Below are 15271 nucleotides of genomic sequence, written 5' to 3'. Positions count from 1 at the left end.
CCGATCGCCGCGATGTCGCCCAGGGCGCGCGCCGCCTGCGGATAGATCGCATGACCGGCGTCGGTCAGCGCGATGCGGTTGCCGCTGCGCACGAACAACTGCTTGCCGAACCAGGTCTCGAGATTGCGGATCTGCTGGCTGACCGCCGCCGAGGAGACGCCGAGTTCGGTGGCGGCCAAGGTGAAGCTGCCGGTGCGCGCCGCGACCTCGAAGGCCTTGATCGCGTTCAGCGGGGGGAGCCGTTCCATCGAGCGTTCCATAAGTTTTTCCTGCGGAAGACTAATAATTTTCGCCGTTGAGAGAAAGATTTTTTTGCCGTCTTCTGTGTCCAAACCTTGGAGCATGAGACGATGAAAGATATTCTCGATCTGGACCGGTACCCGCTCGACCGTGAAGGCAGCGCCGGGTGGAAGCGCCTCGTGAAGACCTCGATTGCGGCGCTGGAGGCCGACGGCATGTTCAATCTCGAAGGTTTTTTGCGGCCCGGTGTAGCCGAACGGGCGGTGCAGGAAATCCAGCCCGTCATGGCGACGCGCTCGCACGTGCACAAGCGGATGCACAACATCTACTTCAAGCCTGATATCCCGGAGCTCGCTCCGGACCATCCCGCGCTGCGCAAGGTCGAGACCATCAGCCATACGGTCTGCGCCGACCAAATTCCTGACAGCCTCGTGCTCGCCATTTACGAATACGAACCGCTGCTGCGCTTCCTGGCGGCGGCGATGGGCAAGACGCGACTGCATGTCATGCAGGACCCGCTGGCGCGCACCAATGTGATGGCCTATCGCGCCGGCGAGGCGCTGAACTGGCATTTCGATCGCTCGGAATTCACCACGACCCTGTTGTTGCAGGCAGCGCAACGCGGCGGCGATCTCGAATACCGCACCGATCTCCGCTCGGACGACAATCCCAACTACGACGGCGTCGCCAGGCTGCTCGAAGGACGCGACCCCGAGGCAAGGATACTGCGCATGATGCCGGGTACGCTGAACGTCTTCCGCGGCAAGAACACCGCGCATCGCGTGACCACTGTCGAAGGCGAATACGAGCGCATGATCGCGGTGTTCTCCTACTACGAGAAGTTAGGCGTGATGTTCAGCGACGAGGAGCGCATCGGCTTCTACGGCCGGGCCGCCTGAGGCCGAAGGCGCCGACATTCTGCCTGCAATCGCGAGTTCACAAATAGGGCCTTGTTAGATTGTCGACAATCTGCTTGTCTTGATTTCGGTTCCTTCTGGAGTGACCGAATGGGGAAGCTGGATTTCGCTCCGATCGCAGATACGACAAGACGCGCCGAGATCGTGGCGCTGCTCAGGCGCGCGATCCTGACCGGCCAGCTGGAACCCGGGCAGAAGCTCAACGAACTCAGGATTGCCGAGCAGATGCGGGTGAGCCGCGCGCCGCTGCGCGAGGCGATGCGCGAACTGGTGCAGGAAGGCATCCTGACCAGCATTCCCTACGCCGGAACTTTTGTCATCGACGTAACCGCCAAGGACATCGATGACGCCTATTCGCTTAACAAGGTGCTGGATGAGTTCGCCATCGAACTGACCTGGCCGTTGCGCGACCAGCGCTTCTTCGACGAGCTCGACCGGCGCCACGAGGCGGTAAAGCAGGCGACGCGCGACCGCGACACCACAAGGCAGATCGAAACGGCTCTGCAACTGCATGGGCTGATCCATGAGTGGGCCGACAATTCGGTTCTGCTCGAGACCTGGCAGCGGCTGACCAGCCGGCTGCAGATGTATTTTGCCCTCCACCAGCGGGCGCGCAAAGAGCCGGTGCCTGCCGAAGACATGCACGAGACCTATGTGCAACTGCTGAAGGGCGCCGACATGGGCGCAGCCCAGCGCCACGCCCGCGAGCATATCGACCTCGATTTCGAAGAACTGCTCGCCTATGCGCGCAGCCTCGAACAGCGCGACTCCAAGGGCGCCAAGGCCGATCGCGCTGGCCCGACGCGCAACCGACCAGACGGCAGCTGAGCCGACAGAAGCCGCCAATTGGCAGTTTCGCCGCGACATCACAGACAACGGACAGAGAACGTGCAGATCAAAACCATCAAGGCCTATCATGTCGTGCAGCCCTTCGTGGACGGGCCCTACCGTATGTCGAAAGGGCGTGTCGCCGACGCGTTCGACGCGGTGATCGTCGCCATCACCTCCAACAGCGGGCTGACCGGCTGGGGCGAGATGGCGCCGCTTGGCAATTTCTACTCGCCGGCATTCGCGGCCGGCGTTCGCGCCGGCGTCATCGAAATTGCACCGCATCTGCTCGGGCACGATCCTCGCGCGTTGGCCAGTATCGGCAGGCTGATGGACACGGTGTTCAAGGGCCATCCCTACATCAAGTCGGCGCTGGACATGGCATGCTCGGATCTCGCGGCACGCGCCGCCGACGTGCCGCTGGTCACGCTGCTCGGCGGGCGCGAGAGCGAGACGGCGGAGCTCTACAAGGTCGTCACCCATGGCACAGTCGACGCGATGGCTGCACTGGCCAAGCGGATCGTCAAGGACGGGTTCCACCGGCTGCAGGTCAAGGTCGGCGGCAACGTCCATGACGACATCGAGCGCGTCACCGCAGTCGCCGTTTCGGTGCCGAAGGGCACGGTGATCTTCTGCGACGCCAATGCCGGCTGGACGCCCTATCAGGCGCGCCAGTTCACTGACGCGACGCGCGCCATCGACTACACGTTCGAGCAGCCCTGCACCACGATCGACGAATGCATGTCGGTGCGCCGCTCGCTCGACAAGCCGATGGTGCTCGACGAATCCGTAGCCTCGCTGGACGACATGCTCGATATCCACCGCAAGGGCGCGGCCGACGGGCTGACGCTGAAAATCTCGCGGCTCGGCGGCGTGACCAAGACGCGGCAGATCCGCGACCTCGCCGTCGATTTGGGCTTCATGATCACTGTCGAGGACACCGGCGGCGCCGAGATCGACACATCAGCCATGGCGCATCTGTCGCTGTCGACGCCGGAGGAGCGCCGGCTGCACGCCATTGCCTTCCACGAATGGGTGACGGTGCGCACCGCATCGAACAAGCCGCCGGTTTCGGGAAGCCGAATGGGCATTCCGGACGGGCCGGGCCTCGGCATCGACGTTGTTCCCGACCTGCTTGGCGCGCCCTTCTTCGAGGTCGGCAGCTGAGATAACTGGCGTGCGCCGATCGACCATGCCGCCTGGCGCTGGTCTGTTGCGCGGCCTCCTCGTTAGCGTTGGGCGCTCCGGCAGCTGAACGGCCATGGAACAACCTATCGCCGCACTTGCTCGCTTGCGAGAAGCGATGTCTCGGTCATCGCCGTATGCATTCTAGACTAAAGATCACGCCTTCTTCTCCGCTCCTTAGCTTGCTGTGCAGCCAAGCCGCATGCCAAGGGCGCACAAATTGAAATCACAGAATGTTGGGGGACGGCTGCCGAATTGCAGGTTGAAATATTTTTCATTTGGAAATAGGAATGTTCAAAATGATGACTTCGACGCTGCGGCGCGTCAGGAACTGGAGGAAGCGAAATGGCCCATCCGCAATTTGCAGCGGAACTTTTGCAGCGCGCTGAACAGCAGGGACCGATCACCATCGGGCTTGCCGGCGCCGGGCAGATGGGCACCGACATCGTCGTCCAGGTGGCGCTGATGCCGGGCATGCGGATCGGCGCCATCTCCGAGGTCAGGCCGCAGGCGGCGATCGATGCGGCGCTGCTCGCCGGCCACGACCGCTCGGACATCGTGCAAGCCGGCAATGCAGCGGCGATCGACCGCGCCATCGAGGCCGGCAAGATCGCGGTGACCGAAGATTTGCACGCGCTGGCGGCGGCAGGCCGCATCGACGTCATCATCGACGCGACAGGCAATCCCAACATCGGCACGCTGTTTGCACTCGAAGTGATGAAGAACGGCAAGCACATCGTCATGCTCAACGTCGAGGCCGACATCACCATTGGCCGCTTCCTCAAGGAAGAGGCGCGCAAGGCCGGCGTGGTCTATACGGGTGCGGCCGGCGACGAACCGGCCTGCACGCTGGAGATCATCGGCTTTGCCAGGAGCCTCGGCTTCAACATCATCGCCGCCGGCAAGGGCAAGAACAATCCGCTGAAGATCGACGCCATGCCGGCCGACTACGAGAAGGAGGCGGCCGAGCGCAACATGAATGCGCGCATGCTGGTCGAATTCGTCGACGGTTCGAAGACGGCGATCGAGATGGTGGCGATCGCCAATGCTACCGGCCTGGTGCCCGACGTGCCGGGCATGCACGGCCCGACCGCGACGCTAGAGGAGCTCGCCAGCGTGCTCTGCCCGCGCGAGGATGGCGGCGTGCTGCATCGCAAGGGCGTGGTCGATTATTCGATCGGCAAGGGCGTGGCGCCCGGCGTGTTCTGCATCATCGAGACCCGGCATCCGCGCGTGCTGGAGCGTATGATCGACCTCAAAGTCGGCAAGGGCCCCTATTTCACGATCTTCCGCCCCTACCACCTGACCAGCCTGGAAGTGCCGCTGTCGGCGGCGCGCGCCGTGGTCTACAAGCGCGCCGACATGGAGCCGCTCGACCATCCAGTCGCCGAGGCGGTGGCGGTTGCCAAGAGCGAGCTTGGCCCTGGCCAGTCACTCGGCATGATCGGCGAGAACGACTATCGCGGCTTCGCCATGACCTGGGAAGACGCACGCGCCCGTGGCGCCCTGCCGCTCGGCCTCGCCGAACGCGCCAAGGTGGTCAAACCGGTCAAGACAGGCGACTTCCTCACCTATGAAAATTGTGTACCCGACGATTCGATGGTGATAACCCAGATCCGCCGTCGTCTCGACCAGTCGGACGGACGGTTCGTTACGAACGCCGCCTAAATCGCTGGATTTCCGCCTGATGGACGATGTCGTAATCGGGATCGACGCCTCGACCACGGCCGTGAAAGCGATTGCCTTCACGCGCGACGGCAAGGAGCTGTTCCAGGCGCGCGAAGCCTATCCGCTTTCAAATCCCCAGCCCGGCCATTTCGAGCAGGACGCCGAACATTGGTGGACCGCACTGCTCGGCGCCTTGAAGCAGGTCACTGAGGCGGTTGGCGCTGCGCGGGTGGCAGCGATCTCCATCGCCCACCAGCGCGAGACCTTTACGCTGATCGATCATGCCGGCAAGCCGCTCATTCCGGCGATCCTGTGGCTGGACGAGCGCGCCCGTCCGCAAGTTACCAGGCTGTCGGCCGAACTTGGCCGCGAGGCGATCCGCGACTGGAGCGGCAAGCCGCCGGACCCGACGCCCGCGCTCTATGCGATCGCCTGGCTTGCCGAACACCAGCCGCAAGCGCTCGACGACGCAGCCGCACTTGTCGACGTGCACGGCTTCTTCGTCCACCGGCTGACCGGAAGTCTGGTCACCAGCACGGCAAGTGCGGATCCGCTCGGGCTGCTCGACATCAAGAATGGCACTTGGCACCCTGAGCTCGTCGAGGCCGCAGGACTGCGGCCGGACCAGTTGCCGCAACTGGTCGCGCCCGGCGCGATGTGCGGTAGGCTTAGTCAAAGCGTGGCCAGGCTGACCGGCCTGAAGCCCGGCACGCCTGTTGTCGTCGGCGCCGGCGACGGCCAGGCGATGGGACTCGGCATGGGCGTCTATGGCGAAGGCAAAAGCTATCTTTCGCTCGGTTCAGGCGTCGTCAGCGGCTGTTATTCCCATGGGATGGCGACGTCGGACGCGTTTCGAACGCTGGTCTCGCCCACCGGCTCGGGGTTCATGCTGGAGACCGTGCTGCGCTCCGGCATGCAACTGGTCGACTGGATCGTTCGCACCACCGGCGCGCCGTCGGCCGCAGCGCTGGAGAAGGCGGCGGTGGACGTTGCCGCCGGCAGCGAGGGACTGCTTGTCATGCCGTATTGGGCCGGCGTCATGAGCCCCTATTGGGACGGCGCGGCGCGCGGCGCCATTGTCGGCCTGTCGTTGGACCATGAGCCGAAGCACCTTTTTCGAGCGGTCCTGGAAGGCATCGCCTTCGAGCAGGCGATCGCCAGCGAGGCAATGGAAACTCAAGCCGGCGGCAAACCGGCGGCGATAATAGCTGCCGGCGGCGGCACCAACTGCGACCTGCTGATGCGGATCATGGCAAGCGTACTCGAGCGGCCGCTCTCCGTCTCGCCGGTCAACGAAGCCGCAGCACTCGGCGCCGCCATGCTGGCGGCTTCGGCCGTCGGATGGTTTGCCTCGCCCGAAACGGCGGCCGAGGCTATGGCCGTGCCGCCGACCAGGCACGTCGACCCCGTCGGCGATCTGGTCTCCGGTTACCGCACGCGCAAGGCGATCTACCGCGACCTCTATCAGGCGACGCGCGCTATCCACGTGCGGCTCGGCAACACGACGGCGTGAATTCACGACCTAGACGTCTGGCGTCTTTGATTTTGCGTCTTGTCCAGCCAATGTTAGATTCCAATGCTCGATTCCGGGGCATTGGATTGCTCATGAAGACGGCGTTTCATCATGCGGCCTTGTCTTGGATTGTCGCCGTTGCGGCAATTCCAATGTCCTCGCTCGCGGAGAACGGGCCCGCGGCCGAGGCGCCGCTCGAGGTTGCGCTCGACATCGATGATGATGGGCAGATGGATCGGGCCGTAATGGTGCAGGATCCCGACAGTGGGCAAGCGGACCTTTACATCTATCTGGCTGCCGGCGATGAAAAGCTCGATCCTTCGCGCAAGCCGGCTTTCATCAAGAGGGCGCTTACGGAGGGCCGAGTTCTTGAGCTCCAAAGCAAGGGCAAAGGATCGCTGAGCGTCACCTCCTGTTTCGGCTGCGGAGCCAACAAATCATGGGCGGAGACCCTCATGGTCGTCCATCGCGGCGGCAAATTGCTGGTCGCCGGCTATAGCCGGTACTGGGACTGGAACGTCCAGACGTCCGATGGCGACGTGGAAACAACGCTGGGCAGTTGCGACATCAACTATCTCACCGGCAAAGGCATCGCCTCGCAAGGACTGGATGACGGCAGACCTATCGAAGGAGAATTCAAGCCAGTGGCTCTCGCCGACTGGTCATATGACAGCCGCCCCAAGCCCTGTGAATTTTGAGGTGCCTCTGTCCTAGGCGCGCAAAACTCAGCGGTTGAGCAGGCCCTTGGCGGCATCCTCGTCGGTGATCAGAACCGATACCTTGGTGTTGGCGAGCGCCGCCCGCATGATCGCGATTTTTTCCTGCCCTCCCGAAACCAGGATGATGGCCGGGATGTCCGACAGGTCCTGCAGCGGATAGGCGCAGACCCGACGATTGACCTCATGGTCGACGAGCCTGCCCTCGGCGTCAACGAAATGGCACAAAATATCGCCAACAGCGCCGGCCGTCTGCAACTCCTCGAGTTCGCTGGGCTTGATGAAGCCGTAATTGGCGATCGGGCTGTCGTTGGAAAACGATCCGACGCTGAGCACGGCGATGTTTGCCCGGCGCGCGCGGAAGACGACATCTTGAACGCTGCGCTGGCTCATGAAAGCTTCGCGCTGCTCCGGCCTGTCGGCATAGACCGGCACCGGCAACAGGAAGCACTCGGCGCCGATCTTTTCGGCGAACTCCCAGGCGCTCTCGGTCGGATTGAGCGGTTGGGCATGGGTGAGGCCGCCCAGCATGGAGACTACCGTGGTCCTGGCGATCGGCCGCCGCGGCAGTTCATTGATGGCGAATTTCAGCGTCCGCCCCCAGCCCAGTGCGATGACATCGCCGGCATTCACATTGTCGGCCAGATAGGCGCCCGCGGCATGGCCGATCATCAGCGGCGCATTGCTTCGGTCAGCGGCCGACGGCACCACAATGGCCTGGCTGAGCCCGAAACGCTGCTTCAAGGCCTCTTCCAGCACCAAGCATTCGACGACGCTGTCGCGGATGCGGAACTGGACGACGCCCTCCTCACGCGCGGCGGAGAGGATGCGATGCACCTTGATGCGGCCAATGCCGAGGATCTCCGAAATCCTCTCCTGCGTCAGCCCCTCGACATAATAGTGCCATGCGGCACGGGCCTTCAGCTCGGCATCCGGGAGGCGCGAGGCCTTGTCATTCTCTATCATCGCCATCTTTTTGCCCTCCCGCGGTCGTCCGAATCCTTAAATGCCATTCAAATGGCGTATCCGGCCAAGCGCCACGAAATCGATCTGCGTGCCGAGGATTCAAGGTTTAAGACATCGACAGGATATCGTCTACAACGCGAGATGAAAGCCAAAATGGTCAACATTTACTTTGTCTTGGCCGTCTCGGCCTGCTCAAGCAGCCGAAACGAAGTCGCAGGATGAGAGCGGACCTGAAACGCGGCATTTCATGCCCTTTCGTAAGGCAAACCGGCTGGCGGCGCAAACCGGCGTGGAATGATGCGGCGGGCCTTGACAATTTTCCGACGAACAGTTTAGCTGAACAAAATTGCATATCAAAGATAAATTGTTCACAGGGAGGTGCCTGGTGAGCAAGAGTGAGCCGACGACGCATCGCCGGATCGCTGATGGAGGAGACAAGATGGCTGTGAGCAACAGTGCAAGCGAGTTGAAGGCCGGCCCAAGTGCGCAGGCCGCGGCGGGCGCGAAGCTTTCGGCCCTGTTCGCCGGAACCTTGGGACCGCTGATCGGGCTGGTGCTGCTGTGCCTTGCGCTGTCGCTGACCACCGACACGTTCCTGACCGTCCGCAACATCCTCAACGTGCTCGACCAGGTCACCGTGCTCGGCATCATGGCGATCGGCATGACGTTGGTCATCCTGATCGGCGGCATCGATCTTTCCGTCGGCTCCGTGCTGGCGCTCGCCGCCATGGTGATGGGGTTCGTCGCCCATCCCGACCATCTCAATCTCGGCATGCCCGCCGGCATCGTCACAGCGCTTGTCGTTGCTGGACTTTGCGGGCTGGTTTCAGGCCTGCTCGTGACCGTCACCAAGCTGCCGCCCTTCATCGCCACGCTGGCCATGATGTCGGTGGCGCGCGGTCTCGCCAACATGATCACCGACGGCTCGCAGATCATCGGCTTTCCCGACTGGTTCACCAGCCTGTCGATTATCCGCCATTTCGGCTTCCTGTCGGTCACCGTCGGCTTGATGATCGTGCTGGCCATCATCTTCGCGATCTTCCTGAACTACCGCGCGACCGGCCGCAGCCTCTACGCGATCGGCGGCAGCGCCGAAGTCGCGCGGCTGTCCGGCATACCGGTCAAGTCGCTGACCAACTGGGTCTACGCAATCTGCGGTGTGCTGGCCGGGCTCGCCGGCATCGTGCTTGCGGCACGGCTCGATTCCGTCCAGCCGAGCTCCGGCTTCGGCTACGAGCTGGACACGATCGCCGCGGTGGTGATCGGCGGCGCCAGCCTGTCGGGCGGCATCGGCTCGATCGGCGGCACCGCGATCGGCGTGCTGATCATCGGCGTGCTGCGCAACGGGCTGAACCTGCTCGGCGTGTCGCCCTTCATCCAACAAGTGGTGATCGGCGTCGTGATCGCGCTGGCGGTGGCCACGGATACATGGCGGCGCAGAGCACAATGAAGCGGAGCGCATTGAAGAGCGGCGCGCAATGAGATTCGCCTGGGAGGTCCGGGCGAAAACGGATCGGTGATCCGAAACTGGGAGTTGTTCGGCCAAGGGGGCGCCATGATGCGCCGGCGGGACAGATTGAACATCAACGGAGGAAAACACATGCTGACCAAACGTTCATTGCTGCTTGCTGCCGCGGCCGTCATTCCGCTGCTCGGATTGTCCGACATGGCGTCGGCCAAGGAGGCCAAGAAGCTTGGCCTTGCCGTCGCCAATCTGCAGGCTGACTTCTTCAACCAGATCAAGCAGTCCGTCGAAGCCTATGGCAAGGAAAAGGGCATCGAAATCGTCACCGTCGATGCCAAGGGCGATTCGGCGACCCAGGTCAGCCAGGTGCAGGATCTGATCACGCAGAACATCGATGCGCTGATCTACATCCCGGCCGGCGCCACCGCCGCCACCGTGCCGACCAAGACGGCCAAGGCCGCCGGCATCCCGGTCATCAATGTCGACCGCAACGCCGAAGGCGCACCCGGCGACACCTTCATCGCCACCAACAGCGTGGCATCGGCCAAGGCGGTGTGCGACTACATCGCCAAGCAGGCCGGCGGCAAGGGCGAACTGATCATCATCCATGGCCAGAAAGGCACGACGCCCGAGGTCGACCGGTCGAAGGGCTGTGGCGAAGCGCTGAGCGCCTATCCCGACATCAAGGTGGTCGGCGAGCTATGGAGCGAAGGCTGGCATCAGGACGAAGGTTTCAAGCTGACGCAGGACCTGCTGCAGTCCCATCCCGACGTATCGATCGTCATCGGCCAGGCCGACGCGTTGGCGCTCGGTGCCGCGCAGGCGGTCAAGGTCGCCAATCCCGGCCACAAGGTCTGGGTTGCCGGCTTCGACGGCGACGTGGCGGCGCTCAAGGCTCTGAAGGGCGGCGTTTTCGACGTAACCGCGACGCAGCAGACACAAGGCATGGGCCGGCTTTCCGTCGATGCGGCGATCAAGCTGGTGGCCGGCGAAACCGTTCCCGCAGAACAGCTTCAGGACGCGACGCTGACCACCAAGGAAAATGTCGATCAGTTCATCGCCAAGCATCCCTGATCCCAAAGAGTCCGGCAGTTGATGAGCGGAACGATGTCCTTGGATCCCAGCCACACGCAGACCCCGCATCTGGGGCTGTTCGTCAGCGGCCTCTGCAAGAGCTACGGACCGGTCCAGGTCCTGGCCGATGCGAGCTTCGAGGTGCGGCCGGGCGAGGTCGTGGCGCTGCTTGGCGAAAATGGCGCAGGCAAGTCCACCGTTTCGAACATCATCGCCGGGTCGACCAAATCCGATGCCGGCACCATCACATGGCGGGGGAAGCCCTATTCCCCCGCCTCTCCCGCCGCCGCTATCGACGCCGGCGTCGGAATGATCCATCAGGAATTGAAGCTGCTGCCGGATCTGTCGGTCGCCGAGAACGTCTATGTCGGACGCCTGCCGATGCGCGGCGGCCGCATCGACCGCGCGGCTATGAATGCGCGGGCATCGGCCCAACTGAGGCGGCTCGGCCTCGACGTTTCGCCGGAGCGCAAGGTGCGCACGCTGCGCATCGCCGCCCAGCAGCAGGTCGAGATCGCCAAGGCGTTGACGCTCAATGCCGAGCTTCTGATCTTCGACGAACCGACAGCAGCACTTGGCAGCGAGGAAACGGAACTGTTGTTCCAGCAGATCCGCAAGCTCAAGGCGGAAGGCATGTCCTTCATCTATATCAGCCACCGGCTGGACGAGATCGCTGAGATCGCCGACCGCGTGGTGGTGATGCGCGACGGGCGCATCGTCGCCCGGCACGAGCGCGCCGACATTCCGGTGCGCACCGTGGTCGAGCAGATGGTCGGCCGCAGCGTCGAGCGGATGTTCCCGCCGCTGTCGGTGCCAGGCGATGAGGCGCTGCTCGAAGTCGAGAACCTGTCCTCGCCGGAACGCAGCTTCCAGAATGTCAGCTTTTCGGTGCGGGCCGGTGAAATCCTCGGCATCGCCGGACTGATCGGCGCCGGCCGCACGGAGCTGGTGCGGGCGATTGCCGGCGCCGATCCGATTTCGTCCGGCTCAGTGCGTGTCGGCGGCAAACCGGTTCACCTCAATGACCCAGCGGCGGCGATCAAGGCCGGGGTCGTGCTGGTGCCGGAAGACCGCAAGGCGCAAGGCGTGGTGCTCGACCAGACCATCGGCGAGAATCTGGCGATCGGCAATTTCGACCATGTCGCGCCGAATGGCTGGGTGTTTCCGAAGGCGGTACAGAAATTCGCCGAGGCCGGCATTGGCCGGCTTGGCGTCAAGGGCCGGCCTGACCAGGCGATCAGCAAGCTTTCCGGCGGCAATCAGCAGAAGGTGATCATCGCCAAATGGATTTCACGGCCGCCCAAGGTGTTCATCCTGGACGAGCCGACACGCGGCATCGATGTCGGCGCCCGCGCCGCGATCTACGACGTCATCGCCGACCTCGCCCGCTCCGGCATGGCGGTGGTGGTGGTGAGTTCCGACCTCGAGGAAGTGCTCGGCCTGTCGCATCGCGTGCTGGTGCTGAGCCGTGGCCGCCAGCGCGGCATTCTCGACCGCAGCGAAGCGAACAACGTCGCCGTCATGGAGCTCGCCACAAGCTGACGGCGGCATAAAGGATCGGAATAGAGCGCAGCAGGTGATACCCTCCCAAGCACCGGACCGCGCGGGGCGCCAGTCGAGACTGGCGCCCTTCCTTCCCAGGGCAGCACCGGCGGCTCAACAGGAAACATTTCGATGAAACTATTCGATCTTCATGGGGACGTTGCCCTCGTCACCGGCGCCGGCAGCGGCATCGGGCAAGCAATCGCCATCGGCCTGGCCGAGGCCGGCGCCGACATCGCCTGTTTCGGCCATGCCTCGAAGGGCGGGCTGGACGAGACCGCGCACAGAATTTCGGCGCTCGGCCGCAAGGCGCTGGTGCTGTCCGGCACGGTGACTTCAGAGGCCGATCTCGCGGCGGCGATCGAACGCACGGAGAAGGAACTGGGCGCGCTGACCGTCGCCGTCAACAATGCCGGCGTTGCCGCGGCAGAGCCGGCCGAGACATTGTCGCTGGAGAAATGGCAGAAGCTTTACGACGTCAATGTCAACGGCGTGTTCCTGTCCTGCCAGGCCGAAGCGCGCGCAATGCTGACGCGGCGCAAGGGCTCGATCATCAACATCGCCTCGATGTCGGGCTCGATCGTCAATCGCGGCCTGACCCAGGCGCATTACAATTCATCCAAGGCCGCCGTCATCCACATGTCGAAGAGCCTTGCCATGGAATGGGCCGATCGCGGCCTGCGCGTCAACGTCGTCAGCCCCGGCTACACGCTGACGCCGATGAACAAGCGGCCGGAGGTCGCCGACCAGGTCAGGATCTTCGAGCGCGATACGCCGATGGGGCGCATGGCGGCGCCGGAAGAGATGGTCGGCCCGACCGTGTTCCTGGCCAGTCGCGCTTCGAGTTTCGTCACCGGCATCGACCTGATCGTCGATGGCGGCTTCGTCTGCTGGTAGGAGAACAGGAAAGTGCAGAAGCGGTTCGAGGGAAAGACGGCGGTCATCACCGGCGCCAGCGGCGGCATTGGCGCGGCCTTGGCCAGGCGCTTCGCGGCTGAGGGCGCGGCTGTCGTCGTCAGCGCCATCGACACGCGCGTCGACGAGATCGCCGCCGGACTGAAGGCGGAAGGCGCCAAGGTCGCATCGCTGCGCATGGACGTGACCAAGAAGGACGAGGTCGCCGCCCTCTACGATCTGGCCGAACAGCAGTTCGGCCGCGTCGACATCTCCGTACAGAATGCCGGCGTCATCACCATCGCCAGGATCGAGGCGATGACCGAGGCCGAATGGGACAAGATAATGGCGGTCAACACCAAGGGCGTGTTCCTGTGCTGCCAGGAGGCAATCGCGCGCATCCGCAAACATGGCGACGGCGGCAGGCTGATCAACACCGCATCCGGCCAGGCGCGACAGGGCTTCATCTATACGCCGCACTATGCCGCCTCGAAATTCGGCGTCGTCGGCATCACTCAGAGCCTAGCCAAGGAAGTGGCCAAGGAGAAGATCACCGTCAACGCGATCTGTCCCGGCATCATCGACACCGACATGTGGGCCTACAACGACGCGGCATGGGGCAAGCTGATGGGCGACTACAAGCCCGGCGAGTTGATGGCCGAATGGGTGAAGAACATCCCGATGGGCCGCGCCGGCAGCGGCGAGGATGTTTCCGGCCTGGTCAGCTTCCTGGCCAGCAGCGACGCCGCCTATATCACCGGCCAGACCATCAATGTCGATGGCGGCCTGATCATGTCGTGAGCAACGGGGCAGGTTCACGCGTCAATCTGCTGATATAATCGGCAGGCGGCGAAACTGCGGCCGAATTGCGCGATCCGCGCCGCGTTAATCGTTGCGCGACATGAACGTTGGTATATATAATTTCATCCCATGAAAATGGCTTCGGCGACTGCCGGCAGCCGACATCATGGGACCTTGATGGCTCGCAAGCTTGAGGGCGCCGCAAGACCGGCGATCAATCCGCAGATCACTGCTTCGGCAGCACGGCAGCCATGACGCGGGCCGCACGACATCTTCATCGAATTGGGGCATCATTGCGTGTGCGCCTACTTCAGCGCCGACAGCAATTCGGTGCCAATGGACTTGCGCAACGACCAGCTCTTCCAACACAATCAAAAAAGACGCAAGAAGGGAACGAACGATAACTTCCACCAGAGCTTGACAGGAGAACAGGCATGTCACTTCGGAGTTTGATTTCGAGATTATCAATGGGAGCCTTAACACTTGCCGCGGCAAGCGCACTCGCGCCTTCGGCCCAGGCTGCGGCGCCAGAATCCAACGACCCGATCAAGATCGCCCTGTTCGACTGGACCAGCGTCAATCTGAACGCAAAGATCCTCGGCGGCATTCTGGAAAAGCTCGGATACACGGTCGAGTACCCGACCGCCGACTATCTCTCAAGCCTGACCACCGGCCTCACCAATGGCGATCTCACTGTCGCGCTGGAATTCTGGGACACGACGGCCGGCGAAGCCATGAAGGCCTCGGATGCGACCGGGCAGACCGAACGCCTCGGTGCGCTCGGGCCCAAGGCCAAGGAAGAGTGGTGGTATCCCGAATACATGAAAGAGAAATGCCCGGGCCTGCCGAACTGGGAGGCGCTGAAGGACCCGAAATGCGCCGAAGCCTTCTCGACGGCGGAAACGGCGCCGAACGGCCGCTACCTCGGCGGCCCGGTGACGTGGGAAGGTTTTGACGACGAGCGTGCCGCGGCGCTGAAACTGCCCTTCACCGTCATCCATGCCGGCACCGACGCGGCGATGTTCGCCGAACTGGATTCGGCCTATCAGCGCAAGGCGCCGATCATGCTGTGGGTCTATTCGCCACATTGGGCGCCAGCCAAGTACAAGGGCGAATGGGTCGAATTTCCCGACTATACGCCGGAATGCTACAACGACCCGAAATGGGGTGTGAACCCTGAAGCGAAATATGACTGCGGCAAGCCGCATGGCGAGATCTGGAAATATTCCTGGGCCGGCATGAAGGACAAATGGCCGGTCGCCTACAAGGTCGCGAAGAACTACACGGTCGACACCGACGAGCTCAACAAGATGAGCGGCGAGATCGATCTCGAAGGCAAGCCGCCGGAAGACGTCGCCGCCGCCTGGATCGCCGCCCACGAAGCCGACTGGAAAGCCTGGGCCGAGTGATCGTTCCAACTGGGAAACTGCGAGACCCGGCCCCTTGTGGCCGGGTCTCTATC

General features: G+C 63.2%; 14 protein-coding genes. 12 read left to right on the top strand and 2 right to left on the bottom strand.

Going from position 1 to position 15271, the window contains the following annotated elements:
- Window positions 1–248, bottom strand: a 248-nt coding sequence (locus AC0L3N_RS30050; protein ID WP_473551166.1) for a LysR family transcriptional regulator, incomplete at its 3' end; no start/stop codon positions are given.
- Window positions 249–350: 102 nt separating this feature from the next.
- Here AC0L3N_RS30050 and AC0L3N_RS30045 point away from each other — a divergent pair.
- The 6 genes from AC0L3N_RS30045 to AC0L3N_RS30020 all read left to right on the top strand — a co-directional run bounded on the left by AC0L3N_RS30045 (window position 351) and on the right by AC0L3N_RS30020 (window position 7049).
- Window positions 351–1139, top strand: a complete 789-nt coding sequence (locus tag AC0L3N_RS30045; protein ID WP_473551164.1) for a HalD/BesD family halogenase — start codon at window positions 351–353, stop codon at window positions 1137–1139.
- 108 nt (window positions 1140–1247) lie between these two features.
- Window positions 1248–1985, top strand: a complete 738-nt coding sequence (locus AC0L3N_RS30040) for a GntR family transcriptional regulator (RefSeq protein WP_473551162.1) — start codon at window positions 1248–1250, stop codon at window positions 1983–1985.
- A gap of 60 nt (window positions 1986–2045) precedes the next feature.
- Complete coding sequence (locus tag AC0L3N_RS30035; RefSeq protein WP_473551161.1) at window positions 2046–3152, top strand: mandelate racemase/muconate lactonizing enzyme family protein; 1107 nt, start codon at window positions 2046–2048, stop codon at window positions 3150–3152.
- A 363-nt stretch (window positions 3153–3515) separates the two neighbouring features.
- The gene (locus AC0L3N_RS30030) at window positions 3516–4838 is read left to right on the top strand and encodes an NAD(P)H-dependent oxidoreductase (RefSeq protein ID WP_473551159.1); all 1323 of its coding nucleotides are present in this window, start codon (window positions 3516–3518) and stop codon (window positions 4836–4838) included.
- A gap of 19 nt (window positions 4839–4857) precedes the next feature.
- Entirely contained in the window at window positions 4858–6351 is a 1494-nt protein-coding gene (locus AC0L3N_RS30025; RefSeq protein WP_473551158.1) for a xylulokinase, read from the top strand.
- A gap of 26 nt (window positions 6352–6377) precedes the next feature.
- Window positions 6378–7049, top strand: coding sequence for a hypothetical protein (locus AC0L3N_RS30020; RefSeq protein WP_473551157.1), 672 nt, complete (start codon window positions 6378–6380; stop codon window positions 7047–7049).
- 27 nt (window positions 7050–7076) lie between these two features.
- On the opposite strand, the gene AC0L3N_RS30015 is transcribed toward AC0L3N_RS30020, so the two are convergent.
- The gene (locus AC0L3N_RS30015; protein ID WP_473551155.1) at window positions 7077–8039 is read right to left on the bottom strand and encodes a sugar-binding transcriptional regulator; all 963 of its coding nucleotides are present in this window, start codon (window positions 8037–8039) and stop codon (window positions 7077–7079) included.
- Between the two features lie 433 nt (window positions 8040–8472).
- On the opposite strand from AC0L3N_RS30015, the gene AC0L3N_RS30010 reads away from it, so the two are divergent.
- The 6 genes from AC0L3N_RS30010 (at window position 8473) to AC0L3N_RS29985 (ending at window position 15218) form a co-directional block, all read left to right on the top strand.
- Entirely contained in the window at window positions 8473–9483 is a 1011-nt protein-coding gene (locus AC0L3N_RS30010; protein ID WP_473551154.1) for an ABC transporter permease, read from the top strand.
- Window positions 9484–9633: 150 nt separating this feature from the next.
- Window positions 9634–10572: a substrate-binding domain-containing protein gene (locus tag AC0L3N_RS30005; protein WP_473551152.1), complete on the top strand. Its 939-nt coding sequence runs from the start codon at window positions 9634–9636 to the stop codon at window positions 10570–10572.
- A gap of 33 nt (window positions 10573–10605) precedes the next feature.
- A complete protein-coding gene (locus AC0L3N_RS30000; RefSeq protein WP_473551151.1) occupies window positions 10606–12114 on the top strand; it encodes a sugar ABC transporter ATP-binding protein in 1509 nt (502 codons plus the stop codon).
- 132 nt (window positions 12115–12246) lie between these two features.
- A complete protein-coding gene (locus tag AC0L3N_RS29995; protein WP_473551150.1) occupies window positions 12247–13011 on the top strand; it encodes an SDR family oxidoreductase in 765 nt (254 codons plus the stop codon).
- A gap of 12 nt (window positions 13012–13023) precedes the next feature.
- A complete protein-coding gene (locus tag AC0L3N_RS29990) occupies window positions 13024–13809 on the top strand; it encodes an SDR family oxidoreductase (protein WP_473551148.1) in 786 nt (261 codons plus the stop codon).
- Window positions 13810–14243: 434 nt separating this feature from the next.
- Complete coding sequence (locus tag AC0L3N_RS29985; protein WP_473551145.1) at window positions 14244–15218, top strand: ABC transporter substrate-binding protein; 975 nt, start codon at window positions 14244–14246, stop codon at window positions 15216–15218.
- The last annotated feature ends 53 nt before the right edge of the window (window positions 15219–15271 follow it).

The sequence above is a fragment of the Mesorhizobium sp. WSM4807 genome, from assembly GCF_055811615.1.
The sequence above is the reverse complement of the archived record's forward strand: the minus strand, read 5'-3'. Positions and strand labels throughout refer to the sequence as shown.